We start from the raw sequence: 23,069 nt of genomic DNA, 5'->3' as shown, positions 1-23,069 counted from the left end.
TAAAACCATGAAAAAGATTGCTATTTTTCCGGGATCATTCGATCCATATACCAATGGACATCATGATATAGTCATGAGAGGATTGGAAATTTTTGATGAAATCATCATTAGTATTGGATATAATTCGTCTAAAGCAACCCGGTATTTTGACATTGATCTCATGGTCGAAAAAATCGAAAGTGTATATAAAGACATCCCCAATGTTAAGGTTGTGGTCTATAACGAACTCACCTCTAATTTGGCCAAAAACCACGATGCCAATTTTCTGATCAGAGGATTACGAAACACCACTGATTTTGAATATGAAAACACCATTTCCCAAATGAACCGCTACCTTAACGAAAACTTGGAAACGGTCTTCTTGATCACCTCGCCCCAATACGCCGCGGTGAGCTCCACCGTAATCAGAGAAGTGCACAAATATGGCGGAAATGTTAGCGAGTTCCTGCCTTACGAAGTGTGAACCTTAGGCACGCGCTTCAAAAAACGTTTGTAAAGATACCTCATAGAAGGATAAGAATTCACCAAGGCCACCTTGGCTTCCTGATGACTTAGCCATTTAATATCATCAATACCTTCTTCTTTCTGAGGTTTCATCTGGCTATCATCCTTACATTCCATGGCATACCAATAGGTTTTTTTCAGGATACTTTTTCTATTTTGAGTATAAGTATGCCAAGTTTTACAAATCAGTTCTCCCCTTTTCACAGTTATGGCGCATTCCTCCTCCACTTCCCTCACGGCACATTCCTCTGGGGTCTCTCCCTTTTCAAACTTACCCTTGGGCAAATCCCACTTTCCAAGCCTATGGATAAACAATATATGCTCACCCTTGGTCACCACCCCTCCCGCAGCTTTGACGATGCTAAACCGGCTCTTTATAAATTTCTTCATTGCCACCACATCTTCTGAAACGATGGTAATGGAATCAAGGTCTTTGAGTTTTCTGGTTCTAAGCAAGTACAATAGCTTGATAATAATATCCTTGGAGGGATGGGTGATCAACACATCGTCATGAAAATCCACATAGGCAGGCAAATCCTTCGGGTTATCATATACACATTCAAATGTTTTATCTTTCTGCACCCCACCTATTGAAAGGATATCCAAAGGCTTATCGTTGATGAAAATTCTCATAAGGCTAATGTTTCGAGTCAAAATTGCACAATTTTCTTAGCCATCACAATAGTCCTTACATTTTTATGAATTAATTTTGGGCCATGGAATTATTCAGCAAAGACATAGCGGGTCAGGTAGCCCGCAAACTACTCGATATCAAAGCCATTAGATTACAACCCCAAGAACCATTTACCTGGGCTTCGGGATGGAAATCTCCTATCTATTGTGACAACCGCCTCTCGCTTTCTTTTCCGGAAGTGAGGACCTTTATCAAAAACCAATTGGTGGAGGCCATCAAAGCCAACTTCCCTGGAGTAGAAGGTATTGCCGGCGTCGCCACAGCAGGAATTCCTCAAGGCGCCCTAATTGCAGAAGAAATGGGACTACCTTTCATTTATGTTCGCTCCAAGCCAAAAGGTCATGGAATGGAAAATATGATTGAAGGAAAAGTCGCCAAGGGAATGAAAGTAGTGGTCATCGAAGACCTAGTATCTACTGGAGGAAGTTCTCTCAAAGCTGTTGAGGCCTTAAAAGCTGCAGGATTTGAAGTCTTGGGAATGGCAGCCATTTTTACCTACGGCTTTGACCTTGCTGCAAAAAACTTTGAAGACGCAGGTGTTAAACTGATTTGCCTAAGTGACTACGAAGCCATGCTTCCGCAAGCTGTTGCCGACAACTATGCTTCTGATGAAGACTTACAGTCCTTGGCAGAATGGAGACAAGCTCCTGACACATGGGGCAAATAAAATAGAAGCTACATCTATAAATCATTCAAAGCTCATCACTTATATGATAAAGTGGTGGGCTTTTTTTTATAATGATTTATTCTAAGAAAGCTTCGGCTACTAATTATTCTTTTTTGTAAGACAGTACTAGCCTCCTATCCTAAACCAATTCATCCTAATTACCATAAGTCTACAATCATGACCTTACATGGAGATTCCCATATCTTTTAACAAAAAAAATATACTAGTCCCGAAATATTGAATATTATTGTAATAGGTAATATTAAAAGAAAATGAAAACAAAACAAGCTATTAAAACTTACGCAATAGTTTTATTTACTTTTGTATTCAGCTTTTATAATTCTCCCATTATGGCTCAGGAAAATACAGAGCGCCCAAATTACGAGGAGGATCAGTCCTTAAGGATAGCTGATGCAAAAAAACGCAACAATACGACTATTGAAGTCAGTCTAAACAATCATCAAAAAATACTTATTGATTTTTATGGTGATCATATTTTTAGGCTATTTCAAGACAATTCTGGAAAGGGATTGAGAGCTCCAGAAGCCAAACCGGAAGCCCAAATTTTGGTTAATAATCCAAGAAAAGAGGTAAAATCTCTCCAACTATCGCAAGACAGTGATCAGGTAACCATCTCCACAGATAAGATCCAACTGTCTATTGACAAAAACACCTTGCTTTTTGACATCACCAATTTGGAATCCAAAAAGCTCATCCTAGAAAGCTTAGAACCTATCACTTTTGCAAAGGACCAAGTTAGCATTACTCTTAAAGAAAGTACAAACGAATACTTTTATGGTGGTGGAGTTCAAAACGGTCGTTTCTCCCATAAGGGCAAAAAAATCTCCATTGAAAACCAAAACAGCTGGACAGATGGAGGAGTGGCATCCCCCACCCCTTTCTATTGGTCTTCAAAAGGCTATGGCATGATGTGGTACACCTTTAAAAAAGGTGAATATGACTTTGGAGCAAAAGAGGAAGGAAAAGTAATATTATCACATGAAACCGATTATCTTGATGTATTTTTCATGATCAATGACGGGGCAGGTAAGCTTTTAAATGACTTTTATCAATTGACCGGTAACCCAGTCCTCATTCCAAAATTCGGTTTTTATCAAGGTCACCTTAACGCCTATAACAGAGATTATTGGAAGGAAGATGAAAAAGGGATTCTTTTTGAAGACGGCAAAAGATACAAGGAAAGCCAAAAAGACAATGGAGGAATCAAAGAATCCTTGAACGGGGAGAAAGACAATTACCAGTTCTCTGCAAGGGCAGTCATTGACCGCTACAGTGATCATGATATGCCTTTAGGCTGGATATTGCCTAACGATGGATACGGTGCAGGATATGGACAAACTGAAAGCTTGGATGGAAATATTCAAAACCTTAAGAAACTGGGTGATTATGCCAGAAGCCATGGAGTGGAAATAGGCTTATGGACCCAGTCTGACCTCCACCCCAAGGAAGGCATCAGTGCTTTACTTCAAAGAGACATTATCAAAGAGGTTAGAGATGCCGGGGTAAGAGTCCTTAAGACTGATGTTGCCTGGGTGGGTGCCGGATATTCCTTTGGCCTAAATGGAGTTGCCGATGTAGGACAAATCATGCCTGAATATGGAAATAATGCCAGACCGTTCATCATATCCCTTGATGGTTGGGCAGGCACGCAACGATACGCAGGCATTTGGTCTGGTGATCAAACTGGGGGCTTATGGGAATACATCAGGTTCCATATCCCTACTTATATTGGATCTGGACTTTCTGGACAACCAAATATCTCCTCTGATATGGATGGCATTTTTGGAGGCAAAAATCCATTTGTCAACGCAAGGGATTTCCAATGGAAGACCTTCACGCCAATGGAGCTTAATATGGACGGTTGGGGAGCCAACCCAAAATATCCACAGGCCTTGGGAGAACCCACTACTTCCATCAACAGAAATTACCTGAAACTCAAATCAGAGCTGATGCCATATACTTACAGCATCGCTAAAGAGGCTGTAAATGGTTTGCCAATGGTCAGGGCCATGTTCTTGGAAGAGCAAAACAGCTTTACACAGGGTAAAGCCACCCAATATCAATTCATGTTTGGTCCTAGCTTCTTGATTGCTCCTATCTACCAAGAAACAAAAATAGATGAGCAAGGAAATGATATTAGGAATGGGATCTATTTACCGGAAGGACTTTGGGTCGATTATTTCTCTGGCGAGCAATATGAGGGCAACCAAATCATCAACAGCTTTGAGAGTCCTATCTGGAAATTACCTGTATTTGTTAAAAGAGGAGCCATCATTCCGATGACCAATCCTAACAATAATGTTTCAGAGATTAACAAAGAACATCGCATCTTTGAAATCTATCCATTTGAGTATTCTTCTTTCACTGAATATGATGACGATGGGATCACTGAAGCCTACAAAAACGGTGAAGGCACTCACACCCTGATTGAATCAGATGTGGACGCTAAAAACAGGTTAAAAATCACCGTACACCCAACCGAAGGGTATTTCGATGGATTCATAAAAGACAAATCCACCGAGTTCAGGATCAACCTTACACAAGCTCCTAAAAAAGTCACCCTAAACATTGCTAACAAAAAAGTAAAATTGAAAAAGGCTAAAAGCCTGGATGAATTTAAAAGCCTAAGCAATACATACTTCTATCAGGAGCGCCCTGACCTCAACCAGTTCTCAACACCGGGGACTGAACTGGCCAAGCTGTCCATCATCAAAAATCCACAACTTTTGGTAAAAACAGAAAAAACGGACATCAGTAATCACGGCATTGAACTCCAGCTAAAAGGCTTCAAGTTCACCCCAGAAAACACCCAAAAAGTACATACAGGACCACTATCAACACCAGAAAACCCAGGTGTAAGAGAGGAAAATAGGGAAGCCTATACACTAATACCAAGTTGGAATAAGGTCCCAAATAGCGACTATTATGAGATCGACTTTGAAGGCATGAGATATTCAACCATCAGGGACACTGAATACTTTTTTGAGGGACTGGAGGCTGAAACAGATTATACATTCAAACTACGTGCGGTAAATAAAGAAGGCTTTTCAGATTGGGGGGAATTTAGTGCTACCACCAAATCAAACCCACTGGAATTTGCTATCCAGGGTATAAAAGGAGAAACTAGTGCTGATAACCAAGGAGGTTATCAAATAGACAAACTATTTGATTTCGATGAGGGAAACACTTGGCATACCAAATGGGGTGAAAATTCCATTCCTTTTGATATGATCATAGACCTCAAATCCTTCAATCAACTGGATAAACTGCATTATTTGCCAAGAAGAACTGGCGGCAACGGCATCCTACTTAAAGGAAAGATTTACTTCAGTAATGACAAATCCAATTGGACGCTAGCGGGCAATATAGATTGGGAAAAAGACCATGAAACCAAGGTGTTCAATTTTGACAAACAACCTACTGCAAGATACATCAAACTAGAAATCACTGAAGGTGTTGGTGATTATGGATCCGGTCGGGAAATGTATATCTTCAAAGTTCCAGGTTCAGAAAGTTATATCCCGGGAGACATCAATAACGACGGTTTGATTGATGAAAATGACCTCACCTCTTATATCAATTATACTGGACTTAGACAGGGTGATTCCGACTTTGAAGGTTATGTAAGCATCGGGGATGTCAATAAAAATGAGCTCATTGATGCATATGACATTTCCCTTGTAACCACTCAACTCGAAGGAGGAGCTGACCCATCAGCTAATGATGCACTAAGCGGTAAAATAGAGATAAACGCAGATAAGGCTAATTACAAGCTTAACGAAATTGTCGAAATTACTGTAAAAGGAACTGATTTGAATGCGGTCAATGCCCTTAGCTTTGCATTAGCATATGATTCGGAGAGCTATGAGTTTATTAGTACTACTCCCCTTAATATGGGAGGAATGGAAAACATAACCAATAACAGACTCCATAGCAATGGAGAACAGGTGCTGTACCCCACCTTTGTAAATTTGGGGACAAAAGCCACTTTAAACGGTAATTCGGAACTATTCCTAATTAAGTTTAGAGCCAAAAAGCCATTAAAATTCAACTTAGAGGCTGAAAAAGGCCTGTTAGTTGATCCCTCATTAAATACCATCCAATTTTAAAAGTAAAAGCCCCGGGATTTCCGGGGCTTTTACTTTTAAAACTTTTCTTCTACACCCAAGCCAAAAAGGGCAAAATCATATTTTACCGGATCATCAGGATCAAATCCCCGAAGTCTTTCCGTCAGTTCCAAAGCGGTCAACCAATCTGTTTGTTTCCGTTCTATCAAACCTAATTTTCTAGCTACCCTATCCACATGTAAGTCGCAAGGACAAATTAACTGAAAAGGTTTGATTTTATCCCAAATCCCAAAATCCACTCCCTTATCATCACGGCGAACCATCCACCTCAAAAACATATTGATCCGCTTACATGCTGCTTTTCTCTTGGGAGTAGCCACATGCTTTCTGCTGCGCTGAGGGGCATTGGGATCTTTAAAAAAGAATTCATGAAAATTACTCAGCAATTCGCCCATAATATCCGCTTCATTCCTCCATCCCAATACAAAGGCCTCCTCCAAACTCTCATGATGGGAAAAGAAATCTTTAAAGAAACTAATAAACCAAAGGGTATCTATATCATTAAAGGTCCTATGCTTAAAATCCAAGAAAGGCTTTAAGTCTGACTCCTTATGGTTTAGCATAAAATCATAAGGAGCATTGTCCATCATTTCCATCAACTCCAAGCACTTATTGATAATGGTTTTTCGCTGCCCCCACGCCAATGTCGCTGCAAAGAAACCTGCAATTTCAATATCTTGTTTCCTGCTAAACCTATGGGGAATAGAAATGGGGTCGAGTGTAATAAAATCAGGCTGGTTATAGAAGGCTGTTTTTTCCTCCAAAAAATCTTTTAAATCCATAAACTTATTAAAGTGCTACTTTCACTTCTCCTCCCTGAGTTCCGTCAAACCATTTGAAGGACAATTGGTTCTCTTCCTTTTCTGCCAAATGCCAATCAAAGCATTTGATATTGGTCAAAGGAGTTAAGCGGTCCTCCTCAGGCTCATAAAGGCAAACCTCAAAATCAGGAAGTTTCTTGGGATCAACGGTATTCCATCTTTCCATCAAATAACCTTCTTCTATGACTTTGATCTTTCGCCCAAAATAATGGTCCTCTAATACAGAAGGCACCCCGTCCTTTCTCCTCAACTGATAACAGGACGGTCCGAACATAATCTGCTTATGGAGCTTACCTTCTATCAAATCCACCTCCTTGCTCAGCTGCTGCCAATCAGGGATATTGATTTCCTTAATGGATTCTTTTCTTTTTATCTTGGTTAGCAATGTGGAAATACCTGAAAAAAAATAAGTGATTCCAATAAATACTATCCCAAAAGTGGCCAGTATAGGGTAGGAAATAACAAATATCAAATTCCAGATAAACCTGAAAATATGATGGAATATGAGTTGTACTTTATTCATTCGACAGTTCAAACTTATGGCAAAAATAGGCTTTTTATCGGCAATAATCAAAATGCTCATTATCAGGACCAAAAACAAAAAAAAGACCTCATTGATTATGAGATCTTTTTTTGTTTTTGATTTACGGTCTCCTTAGTAGGATACCTCTACCCTAAATCTATTATTGACTGCCCTGAGCTGATCAAATGCAGCTTGGGATAATTTGATCAAAAGCTTATCATTATCTCCTGTATCAGGCAACTTGCCCACTACCCTTGCAAAAATCATCACATCATTTTCTTCATTTCTAATTCGCATGATCGTTCCTACAGGAGCTTTTCTGTGCAACACCAAATATTTTTTGTGATTGCCTGTCCCCTGAATGACTTCCGCCTGCCCTGATTCTTTAATATTCTTATATTCGGTACTTTCCTCTGTAGCCTTCTCTACTTTATTACTTGAAGCAGCCGTAGCAGCAGTTTCTTCCACTTGACTTACCACTTCAACCGGTGTAGCATTATTCACTTTTCCTTCTTTTCTGCCTACTTTAAGCTGCTGACCTTCTTTCAGGTTATTGGAAGAAAGCGCATTCCAATTGATAAGATCCCCCATATTGGCATTATATCTCTTGGATATGGAATATAAGGTTTCCCCATCCTGAACAGTATGCGTGATCCATCCTACCTCCGCGCCGGCAGGAATATTTTCAATTCTTTCCGTAACTACAGGAGTGCTTTTTTCAGCATCTTTCTGCTGGGCCTTTTCTTTTGCTTCATCTGCTCTTTTCTCCTCCTGCTTCTTCTCTTTGGCTTTTTTCTTGCCTTCTTCCATCATTTTCTTGCGCTCCTCAGGCAACTCGTTCACTTTGGTAGGAACTGCCTTCACTTCTGGGGCTTCTCTTTCTACCACTGCCTGAGACGGCTTAACTCCCTCAATGATCAAGCCTTGCCCCACGCTCAAATCATTTCCCTTGAGTTCATTCCATTTTTTTACATCATCCACACCTACCTCATATTTACTGGCAATTGCAAAAAGGGTTTCTCCTGGGCCTACCTTATGGAGCACCGCTCCTTCTGGCAAAGCTGCTTTGGGAATGAAAGGCACCTTAATTCGCTGACCTATCTTCAGGCCTTGCTTCAACTCACTATTATTTTCTATGATTTCACCTACAGGAGTCTCGTACCGTCTTGAAATAGAAAACAAAGTTTCCTTTGGCTTTACCTCATGAATAATAAAAGTCTTGTCACCTATTTTCTCTACTCCCACCGAATCAACAGCTGCATTCCCAGCAAAAGCGGCACTGACAAACACCAGAAAGAAAACAATCACAAAACTTGACTTAATAATTAATCGCTCCATACTCACTTTAAAACTCATATATTTTTCAATTATCGATTCAAACCTTCCGCGCATAGGACTACCTTAGGCAATACGCAAATTACTACAAAAATATTGCTAAATTTTTCATTAAAAAGAAAAAAGCTGGAGATGTACCACAATTGTTTGCTCCTGTATTAAGTTCAAAACTGCTATATTTAGTGATATGTACATTTTAAGAAATCCATATACAAATCACAATATTACATTTAGTATATAAAGCAAGAGCTTAACATTCTGACGATGAACAAGCTATACACTAGACAAACAGCTCCAAGCCAAACCATGAAAAACCATCTTATATTCTTCTGCATTATTTTTTCTTCCTTGATGATGAAAGGGTATTCTTTTCAAGAAGATGATCAAAAAAAGACAGTCTATGTACTGGAAATAATGGACAATATTGATCCCCGAATGAACCGAAAGGTGAGACTGGCCTTGGAAGATGCTGAAGCAAAAGAAGCTGATTTTTTCCTCGTTCACATGGACACCTATGGAGGGGCTGTCAATGATGCAGATGATATCAGGACTTTACTGTTGGAATCAAAAATTCCCACCTTGGTTTTTATAGACAAAGATGCAGCCTCTGCTGGAGCCTTGATCTCCATTGCTTGCGACAGCATTTATATGGCTCCCGGGGCAAGTATCGGAGCGGCCACAGTAGTCATGGGAGGCGGTGGAGATGCTGCTCCGGACAAATACCAATCTTATATGCGTTCCATGATGAGGAGCACAGCCGAAGCCAATGGTAGAAACCCTAAAATCGCAGAGGCAATGGTAGATGAAAAACTAGTGGTTGAAGGAATTTCCGAAGCTGGGTCAGTCATCACCTTTTCGGTCTCTGAAGCAATTGAAAACGGTTTTTGTGAAGGACAGGTCAATTCTATTGAAGAAATCATCGAAAAACAGCAAGTCGATAATTACGAGATCATCGAATATAAACTGAACACCAGCGAGACTATCATATCTTTCTTCTTAAATCCAGCCGTGAGTGGCTTTCTGATTTTAGTCATTTTTGCTGGTATTTATTTTGAAATTCAAACACCAGGCGTAGGCTTCCCATTAGCTGCATCAATTATAGCTGTAACCCTCTATTTTATTCCTTATTATCTAACTGGCTTGGCAGAAAATTGGGAAATCGTCGTATTTATTTTAGGTATCATATTACTCGCATTGGAATTATTTGTAATACCGGGATTTGGTGTAGCCGGCATACTGGGAATCATGGGCATTCTTACAGGTCTCACCCTCGGCATGATCCCTAATGACATATTCGACTTTACCTTTGTTCCTTCAGGAGACCTTTTCATGGCATTGGTCACAGTGGTTTTATCCGCAGTCATTGCAGTGGGACTGATTTTCATCATGGCCCCTAAGGTCAATCAATGGAAAGCCTTTAGTCATATTGCCTTAGCAGATACGCAAGACAAGAAGGCTGGGTACACCTCATCTTGGTATGGAGAAGAATTACTGGGCAAAGAAGGAATTGCACATACCAGACTAATGCCTAGTGGCAAAATCCTCATTGAAGCTGAAATCTATGATGCGCATTCAAGGGGTGAATTTATTGACAAGGGAGAGAAAATTAAAGTCATCAGTACAGAGGGCACATCCCTTACGGTCAAAAAACAATAAGGCTTAAATTGATCTCCATTTCAAATTTATCTTTTGCTAAAATTCTTTAAGTTTGTTTTTCGAATCATAGTATCATGAACGAATTCCAAACGGTTTACCAAGCTATTGGTGAAGAAAAAATCAAAGAATTGACCAGGTATTTTTATGAAGGAGTTGAATCCAATGAAGCCCTTCGGTCCATTTACCCAGAAGACCTGGCTCCTGCTGAAGAACGCTTATACCTATTCCTTCTTCAGGTATTTGGTGGGCCCACTACCTATTCTGAGGAAAGAGGCCATCCAAGATTACGCATGAGGCACCTGCAATGGGCCATCGATGATAAAATGCGAAACCACTGGCTCAACAATATGCTCAATGCCCTCGACAGAATTGAGGTGGATCAAAACGTAAAAGAATTGATGATGGGCTACTTTGTAAAAGTGGCCAACCATATGATCAACAGACAATAAAACATGGTATTTTTTAGAAGGATATATTCTATTTACGGCACCATCATTTTCATTCTTTCTTTTGTGTTGCTATTACCCCTATTTCTGATCACCATAGAAATTCCTGGGCTTAAAAAGTACGGAAGAAGGCTGAATGGTATTTGGTCAAGAATATTCTTTACCGGGCTCTTCATCAGGGTCAAGGTAGAAAACCGGCACTTGCTCAGATCCCACAAACAATACATTATCATTGCCAACCATTTTTCCTACCTGGACATTCCCGTAATTGGTTTGATGTCCAAAGACGCCATGTTTATAGGCAAAAGCTCATTGGGTAAGGTTCCTTTATTTGGTTATATGTTTAGAAGGCTACATATAGCAGTGAACCGTTCTAGTTTCAGGAGCCGTGGAGAAACCCTTAAGCGAACCATGGAGGCCATAGACCAGGGATCTAGCATCATTATTTTTCCGGAAGGGGGCATTAGAACTACCCAAGCTCCCCAAATGGCTGACTTTAAGGATGGGGCTTTTAATATCGCTTTTGAAAAACAAATCCCTGTAATTCCTGTAACTTTATCCTATAATCATTTAATTTTGCCCGACGATAACAAATTCTTGTTGAACTATAAACCGGTGAAGGTGGTCATCCACCCTCCTGTTTTTCCAAAGGGCGAAACTAAACAGGCCATTGCTGAAATGAAGGCAAGTTGTTTTAACTTGATACAGGAACAGCTTTGGAAGGACAATGGGGGAAAAGCAGATCAGCATTCTGACTTAACTACCACACAAAAAAACATAAATCATGAAGATTGACAACAATACATTAAAGAAAATTGCCCATCTGGCGAGATTAGAATTTGACGAAAACAGTGCTAAAAAAATGACCCGGGACATGAGTCAAATTTTAGACTGGGTGGAGCATTTAGAACAAGTAGATACAGAAGGTGTTGAACCTATCACGACCATGAGTTCCGAAGTCAATGTATTGAGAGAGGATGTGGAAGGCAAGCACCTTGAGCATGAAAAAGGACTGAAAAATGCCCCCCAAAGAGATTCTGATTATTTCCGTGTTCCTAAGGTCCTTGAATAATGCCCAAGCAATCATTGGAAAAAAAACATCATATCATCTATTTAGGACTGCCAATCGCCCTTAGTGTTATTGGCAGTTTTCTTTTATTGTATCAATACTTTTTTGCTTGGAATGAAGCACTGCCCATCCAAGCAGAAATTTTCTCAGAAATGATAGAAATTCCCTTGGATATCTACAACTGGGGCATAGAAAGGTATTCGCTCGATGTGGAAAATTACCTGGTCTTCCAAAATTTCGAAACACTACTTCCTACAACACAAATTCCAAAAACCTTAGCTTTTGGAATAATCACCTGGCTATTGATCAGTTTGGGACTTAGCCTTATCTCCACATTCAAGCGGTATCACTTTATAGCCGCCATGGCATTTTTGATTTTTCTATTGACCATTTCTGGCGTCAATGCCTTAAATATTGGCGGTATCAGTAGCAATCTTGCCTTGATCATATTACTCGCTGGGATGGCCGTCCCTGCCATGTTGATCAACGTGTTCTATGACCATATCTCATTGATCAAAAGAACCTTGATTATCAGTCCAATTGCCATTATCACCCTTCTGGGACTTATCCTCAGCAGCTCCGCCACAGCCCCCTTGCTATTGATGTCCGAAAATATCAGCTTGGCTGGAATGGCAATTACTGCAATTTTCTTATTATACATAGGCCATAGCTTGATCAATGGCTTTTTTCTTTTGTTGACTAAACTCAACCAAGGTATAGGGCTAAAAATCTCATGGCATTTGACTGTTTTCACCGTTCTCTATATCGGATGCTTAGTTTTCATTTTATTAGATTTGACAGGAAACCTTGAGCTTCCATTTCATGCCCCTCTTTTCCCTCTTTTCCTTTTGGCAGGCAGTCTTGGTTCGCTTGAAACACAGTCCAAGGTCAAGCAGATTAACCAGCCTTATTCACTCCCTATAATTGGAAAATCTTTGTATTGGATAGGCTTTGGAATCAGCACAATGGTCTTCTGGAAAGCCCAGTTTTCAGCTAACCGTCCCTTGATCGATTTCTTGGAACACTGGACCGTTTATACCCAAATGGCCTTTTCTTTACTGTTTTTCATGTACCTTTTGGCCAATTTCACCGGCTTTATGAATTCGGGCAAGCCAGTGGCTGATGTTATTTACAGGCCAAAGTTTTTTGCCTATCACCATATGAGGATCGGTTCCATCATGGCCTTATTTTCACTTATTGTATTTTCCGATGCCATAATAGGTCCACAAATAAGTACCAGCTCAACTAATTTTTCAGCAGATTACTACTATGCGACAGACAGGCCCACAGAAGCCCGCATACTTTTTGAAAACAGCTGGATCAGGTACAGAAAAAATGAAAAAGCCAAAGTGGCCACTATTCTTCTTTACCTAAAAGAAAACCAATCCACCATAGCAAAAAAACACATGGAGGAAAGCCTGGAATGGAGCCCTTCTGTACATGAAATTATCCTTGCCGCCAATTACGCGCATCATAAAAACAGGTATTTTGACGCTGTATTCTATTTGCAAAAAGGTTTGGAAATTTTCCCGGATAACAGCTATTTGGAAAACAACCTGGCCCTATTACTCAGCAAAGGAAACAAGGCACAAGATACCTATGAACTCATCTCCAAGGCTGCGACTAAAAACCAATCCGCCAGAGCCAATATGATAGGTTTACAGGCAAAGCACCTGATCAATTATGATGATAAAACACCCCATAACAATGACCTCATAGCCCAAATTAACCTTATGGCTATGAATAACCTAAGAGGGGATTTAGCTGCTTTTCACCTTCAAGCAGATCAATCTAAAGACATCACCGTAAAGCAGGCAATTTTACGAAACCAATGGAGCAACAATCCTAAAAAAAGCCTTACCGAAGACTTGAAGCTATTGGAAGAACTAGAAGAAGGGGCCAAAACCACCATGGACCTAAAACAGTTAAAAATTTCAAGGGTAATCAGGTTTTATCAAAGCGGACAAATTGGAGAAGCATTAAAACACCTGAATGGACTAATGTTGGATGACAAAAGTTCGGCAGGATATTACCACGCTTTAGCTGCCAAAATCCTAATCGGCCAAGGAGATTTAGAAAAGTCGGCCAAGGAACTCGTACTTGCTGAAGAATTTGGCTTCAGGAATTTCAACAGTAGCCTAATCCCTGTTTTATACTATGGAAAACAAAGACCAAAAGCCCTGGAAATCGCTAAAAAGTATGACATAAACGCCCCGGACTGGCTGGACTTACCAACAGCAGAAGCAACCCCGGCCAATGTGGACATGCAATATTTCCAATTTCTTTCAGAACTTTTAAAAGCAACCAAACAGGACTTTCTTCAAAAGATTGAAACATTGCCCAACAACCCTATGAAGCCTATTCTGGCCCATGAAATCCTCCTAAAAAAGGGTCATTGGTTAAATAAACAGGAAGTCAATACTTTAAAAGACTATTTACTTCAGCAAAACGGGATTGATGAAGCTTATATTCAAGAACTTTCCCAAACACTTCTTTCCGACAAGTACCCCGCATCGGTCTCCAGTCCTATTTTGGCTCATTCTATGGCTTTCCAAGAAGACCTAACGCCCAATCCGTACAACGCACCTTTTGTCCTCATGAAAGCTGCACAGACCAATGATCCTGAAGTGCAGTATGAATTATTAAGAAATGCCGCAGACTTTAACCCAGACCCCATCCTTTGGATTGAAATGATCAAAACAAGTGAAAAGATAGGACTTGGCAATTATGGCCAAGCTGCTCTGGAGGAACTTTCGGGCTGGGTAGATCAACAAACTGTACAAAACTTACGGGTTCAAAGCCAATAATCTCCATTTAGATAAATTAACAGCATTAATAAAAAGATTTTGCCTTAAAACTGTATCTTTAGGGAAAGAACAAACATTATTTTTATCATGGGGAAAATTATTGAAACAAACGAGATCAAGAAGACCTATATCATGGGAGCTGAGCAGGTTAAGGCATTAAAATCTGTTTCCATCAACATAGAAAAGGGAGAATACGTGGCTTTTATGGGGCCTTCCGGATCTGGGAAATCTACTTTGATGAACATTATTGGATGTTTAGACACCCCTACTGCCGGTACCTATATCTTGAACAATAAGGATGTCAGTGACATGTCTGAAAATGAACTGGCAGAAATCCGAAACAAGGAAATCGGTTTTGTTTTCCAAACTTTTAACCTTTTGCCAAGGGCCACCTGTCTTGAAAATGTAGCCCTCCCCCTTATCTATGCTGGCTTCAATAAATCAGACCGAGAAGATAAAGCTTATATGGCTTTAAAAAGTGTGGGACTGGAAGACCGTGTCAATCACAAACCAAACGAGCTTTCAGGTGGACAAAGACAAAGGGTAGCCATCGCTCGCGCCCTGGTCAATGACCCCAGTATCATTCTTGCGGATGAACCTACTGGAAACCTAGATACCAAAACGTCTTATGACATCATGAACCTCTTTCATGAACTGCACCAAAAGGGAAACACCATTATCATGGTTACGCACGAAGACGATATCGCACACTATGCCCACCGCATAGTCAGGTTAAGGGATGGACTGGTCGAAACAGATGAAATCAACCCCAAACCCACAACAATTAATTTTCAAGTTGTCACCGAATAAGACTATAAAAATCAAAAGTTAATGCTTAATTTTGCATTTCGATTTAGAGGTTAAAACCAAAAATCGCAGTGTTTTGTTTTCCCTAGATAAAACAGCTTGATCTGTTAAGTAAAACTATCAAAAGCAAAAGCACATTAAATGAAAGTTTATACTAAAGGCGGAGACAAAGGACTTACCTCCCTATTAGGAGGCAAACGAGTATCAAAAGCCCATATTAGGATTGAATCATACGGCACTGTTGATGAACTCAATGCCTATATAGGCTTATTAAGAGATCAACAGATCAATAAATCCCGAGCTGGGTTTTTAAAGGAAATACAAGACAGGTTATTTACCATAGGAGCAGCCTTGGCTACAGACCCCGATAAAAAGGGAATTAAAAAGCCTGACATACTGGAAGAAGACATCCTTAGCATGGAAAATGAGATTGACAAAATGGAGGAAATCCTTCCACCATTGAAGCATTTCATTTTGCCAGGAGGACACACAATAGTTTCATTTTGCCATATTGCCCGTACAGTATGCAGAAGGGCAGAGAGAAATGTGATTGCTCTGAATGAATTGGAACCAGTTGAAGCAGTAATAATTAAATATTTAAATAGACTATCCGATTATCTATTCGTTATAGGAAGAGTTATTTCTCGGGAATTAGAAGTAGGAGAAGTTACGTGGGAACCTAGAGTTTAAAACCATGAACAAGACAATTGACATCCAAATTACTAAAACAAGCAATTCAAAATTAGCAGGTACTAACTTTGAAAATCTTTCATTTGGTCAAATAATGAGTGACCATATGTTTGTGGCTGATTATATAGATGGTGAATGGAAAAACTTCAGCATCGAACCTTATGCCCCACTTCAACTCAATCCAGCGAATGCAACTTTACATTACGGCCAATCTGTCTTTGAAGGCTTAAAAGCCTACAAAAATGAGAATGATGAAATCTTGCTTTTCAGAGCTGATGCCAACCAAAGAAGACTGAACGAATCAGCTAAAAGAATGTGTATCCCTGAACTTCCTGAGGAAATTTTCATGGAAGGACTTAGGGAACTTCTAGAAGTTGACAGGGACTGGGTACCCCATCAAGCAGGCTGCTCCCTGTATATCAGACCTTTTATCTTTGCTACAGATGATTACCTTGGCATTAGGCCATCCAAATCATATAAATTCATGATTTTCACCTGTCCGGTAGGGCATTATTATGCCAAACCTGTATCAGTAAAAGTGGAAACAAAATACACCAGAGCAGCTGAGGGCGGCACTGGTCAGGCAAAAGCAGCAGGCAATTACGCCGGCTCCCTTTATCCTGCGCTATTGGCCCAAGAACAAGGCTACGATCAATTACTGTGGACAGATGGAAAAAACCACGAAAACATAGAAGAAAGCGGCACAATGAATGTAATGTTCATCATTAATGATGTCCTAATTACAGCTCCTACTACTAAAGGCACCATTTTGAAAGGTATCACAAGAGATTCTGTGCTCACTTTGGCACATGAAATGGAACTTACCGTTGAAGAAAGATTTCTTTCTACCTCTGAGCTGAAAGAAGCTCTGGACAACAACACCCTTCAAGAGGCATTTGGAACAGGCACTGCAGCCACTATCGCGCACATTGACAGGATAAATGTAAATGATCAGGACTATATTTTACCTGAAAAGCCATCCACTGCTTTCTCTCACAGGGTACTAGAAACACTGGATGCTTTAAAATATGGAAGAATAACAGACACACACGGTTGGATCATTAAAATTTAAGCATACCAAAACTTTCAAAAAGGCTTTCTCCAAAATAGGGAAAGCCTTTTATTATCAATTCCTTCAATAATTCGAGCTCATATACCTTGTCAAGAGGAGTTACTATTTTTAGTATGATGAAAAAGCCTCATTACCTCTCCATTTGTTTATTTATCCTTTTTTATTTGTATCTAGGTCTTGCCCAAAGTGAAGCCCAACGATATTTGATCCTACAAAAAGGGGGGAAGCAAAAATCAAGAATCATCTATAATGAAGGCGATGTAATCACCTATAAACCTAAAAACGTAGGATACTTTATGGATGACCAGATTACGGAAATCACACGGGAATTCATCGTAATGAGTGAAAACATCATCAGGCCAGACAGCATTGAAGCAGTAGATATTCGCTACACCGATGAAAGAAACATGACCATCAAAACCCTGAGCACCCTCACAGCAGCTGCCGCAGGACTCTTACTGACTGCCGAAACCATCAACAGTATCTATCAAGAAGGAAAACTGAGCTACTCAAAAGGCGGCTTAATCGTCTCCGGATCTTTACTGGCAGGAAGCTATATTCTCTCAAAACTCAAAAAAAAGGTCTTTAAAAACGAGGGTAGAAACAAAATCCAAATTATCTATTTGGACATAGAGAACCCAGATCCAATTGATTAACACAGTTTTATTCATACGATAAGAGAGACGAAACACCCAATTTATTACATCAGGGTGGAATTAGGTAAACCCATAAAATTTACCGAAATTCGCATTTCAAAATAAATTTAAACCAATATTTTATGACATCAGACCAGTTGAAAGACTTGAAGGCGCGTATCACGGCCTTAAGGAGGTATCTTTGACTACGATCGTAAGAAAGCAGAAATAGAAGATTTTGAGGCAGTATCTGCCCAACCTGATTTTTGGAACGACCCAGCTGAGGCTGAGAAGACCATGAAGCAAATCCAATCCAGAAAAGCCTGGACGACTGCTTACGAAAAAGCAGAGACCCTTGTGCAGGATTTGGAAGTTTTACATGAGTTTTACACAGCAGGAGATGTGGAAGATGAAGAAATCAAAAGGGACTACCAAAAATCCCTTGACGAAATAGAAGACCTCGAGCTCAAAAAAATGCTGAGTGGTGAAGAAGACCAACTAAGCGCCCTCATGGAAATCAATCCTGGAGCAGGTGGCACAGAAAGTAATGACTGGGCTTCCATACTCATGAGGATGTACATCATGTGGGGAGAAAAAAACGGTTACAAAGTCAAAGAAGTCGATCTCCAAGAAGGTGAAGTCGCCGGTATAAAATCCGTCACCCTTGAATTTGAAGGTCCACTTGCCTATGGATTTTTGAAATCGGAAATCGGAGTACACCGACTTGTCAGGATTTCTCCATTTGATAGTGGTGGCAGACGTCATACTTCATTTGCTTCCGTCTATGTTTACCCTGTGGTAGACGATTCCATTGAAATTGACATCAATCCTTCGGATATTGAGTTACACACTTCCCGATCTGGAGGTGCAGGAGGACAGAATGTCAACAAAGTGGAAACCAAAGTGCAACTGACACACAAACCCACAGGTATAGTGGTAGTTTGTCAGATAGAACGCTCGCAGCTTGCCAATAGGGAAAAGGCCATGCAAATGCTCAAGTCCCGTCTTTATCAATTGGAGATGGAAAAACGCAATGCCGAAAGGGCAAAAATAGAAGCAGGCAAGATGAAAATTGACTTTGGATCCCAAATCCGAAACTATGTACTACACCCTTATAAATTGATCAAGGATGCACGTACCGGTCATGAAACCTCAGATGTCCAATCCGTACTGGATGGAGGGCTCAACGAATTCATCAAAGCTTATCTTTTGGCACAAAGTGAAGAAGAGGCCAGTGACAATTAATATCATACGCCCTTTAAAATGAATAAAAGCGCACCGGTGTTCCACTGGTGTGCTTTTCTATTTACTGACCTTGCACTGATGATCCTAAGAAAATATATACCGCCATTTTTTAACCTACAGTTCCTACAGCTCTGCCTAAGCTCATTTCTTTTCTTTGCGAGCTTCAATATGATCATTCCTGAACTACCAGATTACCTTAGCAACTTAGGAGGTGAAGAATATAAAGGATTGATTATTTCCTTATTCACCTTAACTGCAGGATTATCCAGACCATTTAGCGGTAAATTAGCAGACAAAATCGGAAGGGTTCCCGTCATGATCTTTGGAGCCTCTGTTTGCTTCTTTGTAAGCCTGTTATACCCCTTGATCAGCAGTGTGGCAGGCTTTCTGCTACTAAGATTCTTCCATGGTTTCAGCACAGGTTTCACCCCTACCGGCATTGCCGCCTATGTTGCTGACATCGTCCCTTTTAACAGACGTGGCGAAGCCATGGGGCTCCAATCCCTCTTTAGCTCCCTAGGAATGGCCGCAGGCCCAGCACTTGGAGGTTTTATAGGAGATCTTTATGGCATTACGCCTCTTTTCTACTGCTCATCAGCAGTTGCTACGATATCCATTTTATTACTGGTCAAACTAAAGGAAACCGTCCCTCACAAAGAACCATTACAATTGGCACATGTCTACTTGAAAAAAAATGAGATCTTGGAAAAGAGGGTCTTCCCCCCTACTTTTGTACTTTTCTTCTCATACCTTTCTTTTGGCATTGTACTGACCATCATCCCCGACTTCTCTGCTTTTCTTGAAATTCAGAACAAAGGGATTTTCTTTGCTGTATTCACCCTTAGCTCACTCATCATTAGACTTTTGGCAGGAAGGGCCTCAGACAAATATGGAAGAATACCTGTATTGAAACTAGCTACGCTCTGCCTCGCTTCAGCCATGACGGCCATTGCTTTTAGCCAATCCAGCGAAATGCTTCTATTTTCAGGCATATTATTCGGCTTTGCCATAGGCATGACCTCCCCCACTATTGCCGCCTGGACCATAGATCTTTCGCTTCATGACTACAGAGGCAGGGCCTTGGCAACCATGTATATCGCATTGGAAGCAGGCATTGGGATAGGCGCACTGGCTTCCGGATGGATATATGCCAATAAAAGCGAGAATTTCCCTTGGGTATTTCTAATAGGAACCGCCGGTGCGCTCATTGCCCTGATCTTCCTATTAAGCTACAAACCATCCATCAAACCTGGTCAGCAACCTGATTAACACACCTTTGATCTTTCAAAAGGGCATTGATATCCTGCTTATCCCAATTGGCCTTGATTTCTTTAAGATTGGTTTCGTAATTTTGCTTGAATTTACGCCGATATATCGCCTCCACAAATCGCCTGACATCAGTAGGTGTTTCCAATATCAACTTGGGAACTTTACAAGGCTTATCATCATCACCTTTTGCCACCATCGTGAAATAACAGGTATTGGTATGCTTAATTTTTCCCGTCTTAACATCCTCTGAAACCACCTTGATCCCAACAATCATAGAACTGTTTCCCACATAATTCACGGAAGCTTTCAGGGAGACCAATTCTCCAACTTCAACGGGCTGTAAAAAATCAACAGTATCAACCGAAACGGTAACACAATAGCCCCCACTGTGCTTACTGGCTGTCACATAAGCCACTTTATCCATTAATGACAATAATATTCCTCCATGTATTTTGCCACCAAAATTGGCATAAGAAGGGATCATCAATTCTGTTATTGTAGTTCTGGAAAAGGCTGAAGTCCTGGCCATTTCTTGCATTGTACTCATGGTTGGTCGGGTTATTAATAAACTATAAAGTCGTGAATATAAAACAAAACAGCATCACTCTCCATTCTATCCTAATTTTATATTCAAAAAACCAATTCAAACCAAGCAATTTTTAACCTAGACCTTTTTAGCTATTCGCTTTTGTTGATGCAATAAACTTAAGCTTAACTTATTAAATCTCATCAGCAATAAAGCACCTGTGATGGTCAAGCCTATCAAAAGCCCATACCAAACACCTCTTTCCGCTAAACCCCAGTGAAAAGCCAATAGATAACCTAAAGGCAGTGCAATCACCCAATAAGCTATCAAGGTAAAAACAGTAGGAACCTTTACATCCGCCATTCCTCTAAGTGCCCCCAAACCCACAACCTGAACACCATCAGAAAGCTGAAATAAACCTGCTATCACCAACAAACTGGCTGTTACCTCCACCACTTGGACATCATCGATATAGAGTAATGGGAGGTAATTACGCAATGAAATAAAAAGGATAGCAAAAACACTCATAAATATGGCCACCATGCCAAAAATGGTGAATCCTGCCTCCCTGAGGGTTTTAATATCCTTTCTCCCCAACTGATTCCCTACCCTCACCGTAGCCGCTGCAGAAAGCCCTGAAGCCATCATATAACTAATGGATGCCAAATTAATAGCTATTTGATGGGAAGCCAATGCATTTACCCCTATCCAGCCCATCATGATTGCCGCAGTACTAAAAGCCCCTACTTCAAAAACAAACTGAAACCCTGTGGGCAGGCCCAGTTTCAACATCTTGGAAAACATAGGAAAATACAATTTCCTAAAATCAAATTTAATATGGTAGGCCTTAAATCGTTTTGAATTCCAGACAAAGTACCACATGATCAATAACATCAGCACCCTGGAAATCAAAGTTGCCCATCCGGCACCATTTAAGCCCATCTCAGGAAAACCCCAATTTCCATATATCAAAAGCCAATTTAAGCCTACATTGATCAGGTTACAAAAAACTGTAATCACCATGGCCTGTTTGGTCTGACTAAGCCCTTCAGCAAACTGGCGGAAAGTTTGGAAAATCATGAGCGGAATCAAAGACATACTGATAATCCCCAAAAAAGGAATCCCAAGCTCAACCACCTCTTCTGGCTGTTCCATATGGTACAATAGAGGAGCTGCCATTACAATTACCAAAAAAAGAAATACTCCTGTAAAACCATTAATGGCAAATCCATGGTTAAATATCCGGCTAATCATCCTGGGCTTACCTTCCCCATCCGCCGCTGCCACCAAGGGAGTGATGGCCATGGAAACACCTGTACCAAACATCATGATTACAAAAAATATACTATTGGCCAACGACGCAGCAGCCAATGGTACGGCCCCCAACCTTCCCACCATTACACTATCTGCCACACCAACCATCACCTGACCTAACTGGCTCAACATTACCGGATACGCCAAATAATAGGTTCTCGAAAAATGTTCTTTAAAATTTAACCTCCACAACATAAATGGCTCTTTATTACAATCCTAAACTCGCTTCACCGGAACTATACCAAAGGACTAAACCCCCAATATTCTAGCGACCTTCAACAAAACTGCCGCGCTGATGACATCCGTTATTTTTCCTTGCACCACCATTTCCAACGCTTCCTTGAGAGGCAATTTCCTGACAATAATATCTTCTGTGTCCTCATGAGCTGTCTCTCCCAAGCTTAATTCCTCTGCCATAAAGGCAAAACCCTCTTCATCCGTAACCGAATTTGAAGTATGAAACCGCATGACCTCAGTCCACTTTTCAGCCCTCAGTCCCGTCTCTTCCCGAAGTTCACGCTTGGCACTCTCCAGCAATCCCTCTCCAATAAGCCCGCCACCTTCAGGGATTTCCCAGCTATACTCATCTATGGTATACCTGTATTGACCAACCAGCCAAGTATTTAAATCCTTGTCTACCGGAACAATAGCCATACATTTGTTCTTGAATTTCACCTTTCCATAAAGCCCATCACTACCACCAGGCGTGACCACCTCATGCTCTTCCAGCTCTATCCAAGGGTTGGAATATATGGTTTTCTTACTTTTCGTTTTCCAGGGATTTTCTTCCATAACAGTAAAGATCAATCAAAAAAAAAGGGTGACCAAAAAGCCACCCTTC

Annotated in this window: 21 protein-coding genes; 14 read left to right on the top strand and 7 right to left on the bottom strand. The window is 40.6% G+C overall.

Annotation, left to right across the window (positions count from 1 at the left end):
• Nucleotides 1–7 precede the first annotated feature (7 nt).
• On the top strand, nucleotides 8–463 hold the full coding sequence (gene coaD / locus KZP23_RS11120; protein ID WP_226336304.1) for a pantetheine-phosphate adenylyltransferase: 456 nt from the start codon (nucleotides 8–10) through the stop codon (nucleotides 461–463).
• Here coaD and KZP23_RS11115 read toward each other — a convergent pair.
• Complete coding sequence (locus KZP23_RS11115) at nucleotides 451–1,137, bottom strand: NUDIX hydrolase (protein ID WP_226336303.1); 687 nt, start codon at nucleotides 1,135–1,137, stop codon at nucleotides 451–453. The two genes, coaD and KZP23_RS11115, sit on opposite strands and share 13 nt — an antisense overlap.
• Nucleotides 1,138–1,220: 83 nt before the next feature.
• Between KZP23_RS11115 and pyrE the strand changes: the two genes are divergently transcribed.
• Together pyrE and KZP23_RS11105 are read left to right on the top strand one after the other, a co-directional pair.
• On the top strand, nucleotides 1,221–1,865 hold the full coding sequence (gene pyrE / locus KZP23_RS11110; protein ID WP_317198063.1) for an orotate phosphoribosyltransferase: 645 nt from the start codon (nucleotides 1,221–1,223) through the stop codon (nucleotides 1,863–1,865).
• A gap of 350 nt (nucleotides 1,866–2,215) precedes the next feature.
• The gene (locus KZP23_RS11105; RefSeq protein ID WP_226336302.1) at nucleotides 2,216–5,995 is read left to right on the top strand and encodes a TIM-barrel domain-containing protein; all 3,780 of its coding nucleotides are present in this window, start codon (nucleotides 2,216–2,218) and stop codon (nucleotides 5,993–5,995) included.
• 35 nt (nucleotides 5,996–6,030) lie between these two features.
• Here KZP23_RS11105 and KZP23_RS11100 read toward each other — a convergent pair whose 3' ends face one another.
• The 3 genes from KZP23_RS11100 to KZP23_RS11090 form a co-directional block, all read right to left on the bottom strand.
• Nucleotides 6,031–6,795, bottom strand: a complete 765-nt coding sequence (locus tag KZP23_RS11100) for a TIGR02757 family protein (RefSeq protein WP_226336301.1) — start codon at nucleotides 6,793–6,795, stop codon at nucleotides 6,031–6,033.
• Nucleotides 6,796–6,802: 7 nt separating this feature from the next.
• The gene (locus KZP23_RS11095; protein ID WP_226336300.1) at nucleotides 6,803–7,357 is read right to left on the bottom strand and encodes a hypothetical protein; all 555 of its coding nucleotides are present in this window, start codon (nucleotides 7,355–7,357) and stop codon (nucleotides 6,803–6,805) included.
• A gap of 132 nt (nucleotides 7,358–7,489) precedes the next feature.
• Nucleotides 7,490–8,713, bottom strand: coding sequence for a LysM peptidoglycan-binding domain-containing protein (locus KZP23_RS11090; RefSeq protein WP_226336299.1), 1,224 nt, complete (start codon nucleotides 8,711–8,713; stop codon nucleotides 7,490–7,492).
• A gap of 330 nt (nucleotides 8,714–9,043) precedes the next feature.
• Between KZP23_RS11090 and KZP23_RS11085 the strand changes: the two genes are divergently transcribed.
• The 11 genes from KZP23_RS11085 to KZP23_RS11035 all read left to right on the top strand — a co-directional run bounded on the left by KZP23_RS11085 (nucleotide 9,044) and on the right by KZP23_RS11035 (nucleotide 20,388).
• Nucleotides 9,044–10,348: an NfeD family protein gene (locus tag KZP23_RS11085; RefSeq protein ID WP_226336517.1), complete on the top strand. Its 1,305-nt coding sequence runs from the start codon at nucleotides 9,044–9,046 to the stop codon at nucleotides 10,346–10,348.
• A gap of 74 nt (nucleotides 10,349–10,422) precedes the next feature.
• Nucleotides 10,423–10,797 carry a globin domain-containing protein gene (locus KZP23_RS11080; RefSeq protein WP_226336298.1) on the top strand — a complete coding sequence of 125 codons (375 nt, stop codon included), beginning with the start codon at nucleotides 10,423–10,425 and terminating at the stop codon, nucleotides 10,795–10,797.
• Nucleotides 10,798–10,800: 3 nt separating this feature from the next.
• On the top strand, nucleotides 10,801–11,589 hold the full coding sequence (locus KZP23_RS11075; RefSeq protein ID WP_226336297.1) for a lysophospholipid acyltransferase family protein: 789 nt from the start codon (nucleotides 10,801–10,803) through the stop codon (nucleotides 11,587–11,589).
• Nucleotides 11,579–11,866 carry an Asp-tRNA(Asn)/Glu-tRNA(Gln) amidotransferase subunit GatC gene (gatC, locus tag KZP23_RS11070; RefSeq protein WP_226336296.1) on the top strand — a complete coding sequence of 96 codons (288 nt, stop codon included), beginning with the start codon at nucleotides 11,579–11,581 and terminating at the stop codon, nucleotides 11,864–11,866. The genes KZP23_RS11075 and gatC overlap by 11 nt, the downstream gene beginning before the upstream one ends.
• The gene (locus KZP23_RS11065) at nucleotides 11,866–14,670 is read left to right on the top strand and encodes a tetratricopeptide repeat protein (RefSeq protein WP_226336295.1); all 2,805 of its coding nucleotides are present in this window, start codon (nucleotides 11,866–11,868) and stop codon (nucleotides 14,668–14,670) included. The genes gatC and KZP23_RS11065 overlap by 1 nt, the downstream gene beginning before the upstream one ends.
• A gap of 87 nt (nucleotides 14,671–14,757) precedes the next feature.
• Nucleotides 14,758–15,480 carry an ABC transporter ATP-binding protein gene (locus KZP23_RS11060; RefSeq protein WP_317198062.1) on the top strand — a complete coding sequence of 241 codons (723 nt, stop codon included), beginning with the start codon at nucleotides 14,758–14,760 and terminating at the stop codon, nucleotides 15,478–15,480.
• 138 nt (nucleotides 15,481–15,618) lie between these two features.
• Nucleotides 15,619–16,167, top strand: a complete 549-nt coding sequence (locus tag KZP23_RS11055) for a cob(I)yrinic acid a,c-diamide adenosyltransferase (protein ID WP_226336294.1) — start codon at nucleotides 15,619–15,621, stop codon at nucleotides 16,165–16,167.
• Between the two features lie 4 nt (nucleotides 16,168–16,171).
• Nucleotides 16,172–17,239 carry a branched-chain amino acid aminotransferase gene (locus KZP23_RS11050; RefSeq protein ID WP_226336293.1) on the top strand — a complete coding sequence of 356 codons (1,068 nt, stop codon included), beginning with the start codon at nucleotides 16,172–16,174 and terminating at the stop codon, nucleotides 17,237–17,239.
• Between the two features lie 113 nt (nucleotides 17,240–17,352).
• On the top strand, nucleotides 17,353–17,895 hold the full coding sequence (locus tag KZP23_RS11045) for a hypothetical protein (protein WP_226336292.1): 543 nt from the start codon (nucleotides 17,353–17,355) through the stop codon (nucleotides 17,893–17,895).
• Between the two features lie 122 nt (nucleotides 17,896–18,017).
• A protein-coding gene (gene prfB / locus KZP23_RS11040) for a peptide chain release factor 2 (RefSeq protein ID WP_226336291.1) occupies nucleotides 18,018–19,119 on the top strand; the annotation gives its coding sequence in 2 pieces (ribosomal slippage) (nucleotides 18,018–18,077 and nucleotides 18,079–19,119; 1,101 coding nt in all).
• A gap of 78 nt (nucleotides 19,120–19,197) precedes the next feature.
• Nucleotides 19,198–20,388 carry an MFS transporter gene (locus KZP23_RS11035; protein WP_226336515.1) on the top strand — a complete coding sequence of 397 codons (1,191 nt, stop codon included), beginning with the start codon at nucleotides 19,198–19,200 and terminating at the stop codon, nucleotides 20,386–20,388.
• Here the strand turns inward: KZP23_RS11035 and KZP23_RS11030 are convergent.
• The 3 genes from KZP23_RS11030 to KZP23_RS11020 form a co-directional block, all read right to left on the bottom strand.
• On the bottom strand, nucleotides 20,363–20,935 hold the full coding sequence (locus tag KZP23_RS11030) for an acyl-CoA thioesterase (RefSeq protein WP_226336290.1): 573 nt from the start codon (nucleotides 20,933–20,935) through the stop codon (nucleotides 20,363–20,365). The two genes, KZP23_RS11035 and KZP23_RS11030, sit on opposite strands and share 26 nt — an antisense overlap.
• Nucleotides 20,936–21,052: 117 nt before the next feature.
• Nucleotides 21,053–22,423, bottom strand: coding sequence for an MATE family efflux transporter (locus KZP23_RS11025; protein ID WP_226336289.1), 1,371 nt, complete (start codon nucleotides 22,421–22,423; stop codon nucleotides 21,053–21,055).
• Nucleotides 22,424–22,477: 54 nt separating this feature from the next.
• A complete protein-coding gene (locus KZP23_RS11020) occupies nucleotides 22,478–23,020 on the bottom strand; it encodes an NUDIX domain-containing protein (protein ID WP_226336288.1) in 543 nt (180 codons plus the stop codon).
• Nucleotides 23,021–23,069 lie beyond the last annotated feature (49 nt).

Source organism: Echinicola marina, assembly GCF_020463795.1.
Taxonomy (GTDB): Bacteria; Bacteroidota; Bacteroidia; order Cytophagales; family Cyclobacteriaceae; genus Echinicola; species Echinicola marina.
This window is presented reverse-complemented; position numbering and strand designations above follow the sequence as displayed.

Bases quoted from the DNA above. Each gene is read 5' to 3' on its own strand.
- gatC (WP_226336296.1), top strand. From the start codon at position 11,579: ATGAAGATTGACAACAATACATTAAAGAAAATTGCCCATCTGGCGAGA.
- KZP23_RS11100 (WP_226336301.1), bottom strand. From the start codon at position 6,795: ATGGATTTAAAAGATTTTTTGGAGGAAAAAACAGCCTTCTATAACCAG.
- KZP23_RS11035 (WP_226336515.1), top strand. From the start codon at position 19,198: ATGATCCTAAGAAAATATATACCGCCATTTTTTAACCTACAGTTCCTA.
- pyrE (WP_317198063.1), top strand. From the start codon at position 1,221: ATGGAATTATTCAGCAAAGACATAGCGGGTCAGGTAGCCCGCAAACTA.
- KZP23_RS11105 (WP_226336302.1), top strand. From the start codon at position 2,216: ATGGCTCAGGAAAATACAGAGCGCCCAAATTACGAGGAGGATCAGTCC.
- KZP23_RS11030 (WP_226336290.1), bottom strand. From the start codon at position 20,935: ATGAGTACAATGCAAGAAATGGCCAGGACTTCAGCCTTTTCCAGAACT.
- coaD (WP_226336304.1), top strand. From the start codon at position 8: ATGAAAAAGATTGCTATTTTTCCGGGATCATTCGATCCATATACCAAT.
- KZP23_RS11115 (WP_226336303.1), bottom strand. From the start codon at position 1,137: ATGAGAATTTTCATCAACGATAAGCCTTTGGATATCCTTTCAATAGGT.
- KZP23_RS11060 (WP_317198062.1), top strand. From the start codon at position 14,758: ATGGGGAAAATTATTGAAACAAACGAGATCAAGAAGACCTATATCATG.
- KZP23_RS11045 (WP_226336292.1), top strand. From the start codon at position 17,353: ATGATGAAAAAGCCTCATTACCTCTCCATTTGTTTATTTATCCTTTTT.
- KZP23_RS11085 (WP_226336517.1), top strand. From the start codon at position 9,044: ATGATGAAAGGGTATTCTTTTCAAGAAGATGATCAAAAAAAGACAGTC.
- KZP23_RS11065 (WP_226336295.1), top strand. From the start codon at position 11,866: ATGCCCAAGCAATCATTGGAAAAAAAACATCATATCATCTATTTAGGA.
- KZP23_RS11020 (WP_226336288.1), bottom strand. From the start codon at position 23,020: ATGGAAGAAAATCCCTGGAAAACGAAAAGTAAGAAAACCATATATTCC.
- KZP23_RS11075 (WP_226336297.1), top strand. From the start codon at position 10,801: ATGGTATTTTTTAGAAGGATATATTCTATTTACGGCACCATCATTTTC.
- KZP23_RS11095 (WP_226336300.1), bottom strand. From the start codon at position 7,357: ATGAATAAAGTACAACTCATATTCCATCATATTTTCAGGTTTATCTGG.
- KZP23_RS11025 (WP_226336289.1), bottom strand. From the start codon at position 22,423: ATGTTGTGGAGGTTAAATTTTAAAGAACATTTTTCGAGAACCTATTAT.
- KZP23_RS11090 (WP_226336299.1), bottom strand. From the start codon at position 8,713: ATGAGTTTTAAAGTGAGTATGGAGCGATTAATTATTAAGTCAAGTTTT.
- KZP23_RS11080 (WP_226336298.1), top strand. From the start codon at position 10,423: ATGAACGAATTCCAAACGGTTTACCAAGCTATTGGTGAAGAAAAAATC.
- KZP23_RS11055 (WP_226336294.1), top strand. From the start codon at position 15,619: ATGAAAGTTTATACTAAAGGCGGAGACAAAGGACTTACCTCCCTATTA.
- KZP23_RS11050 (WP_226336293.1), top strand. From the start codon at position 16,172: ATGAACAAGACAATTGACATCCAAATTACTAAAACAAGCAATTCAAAA.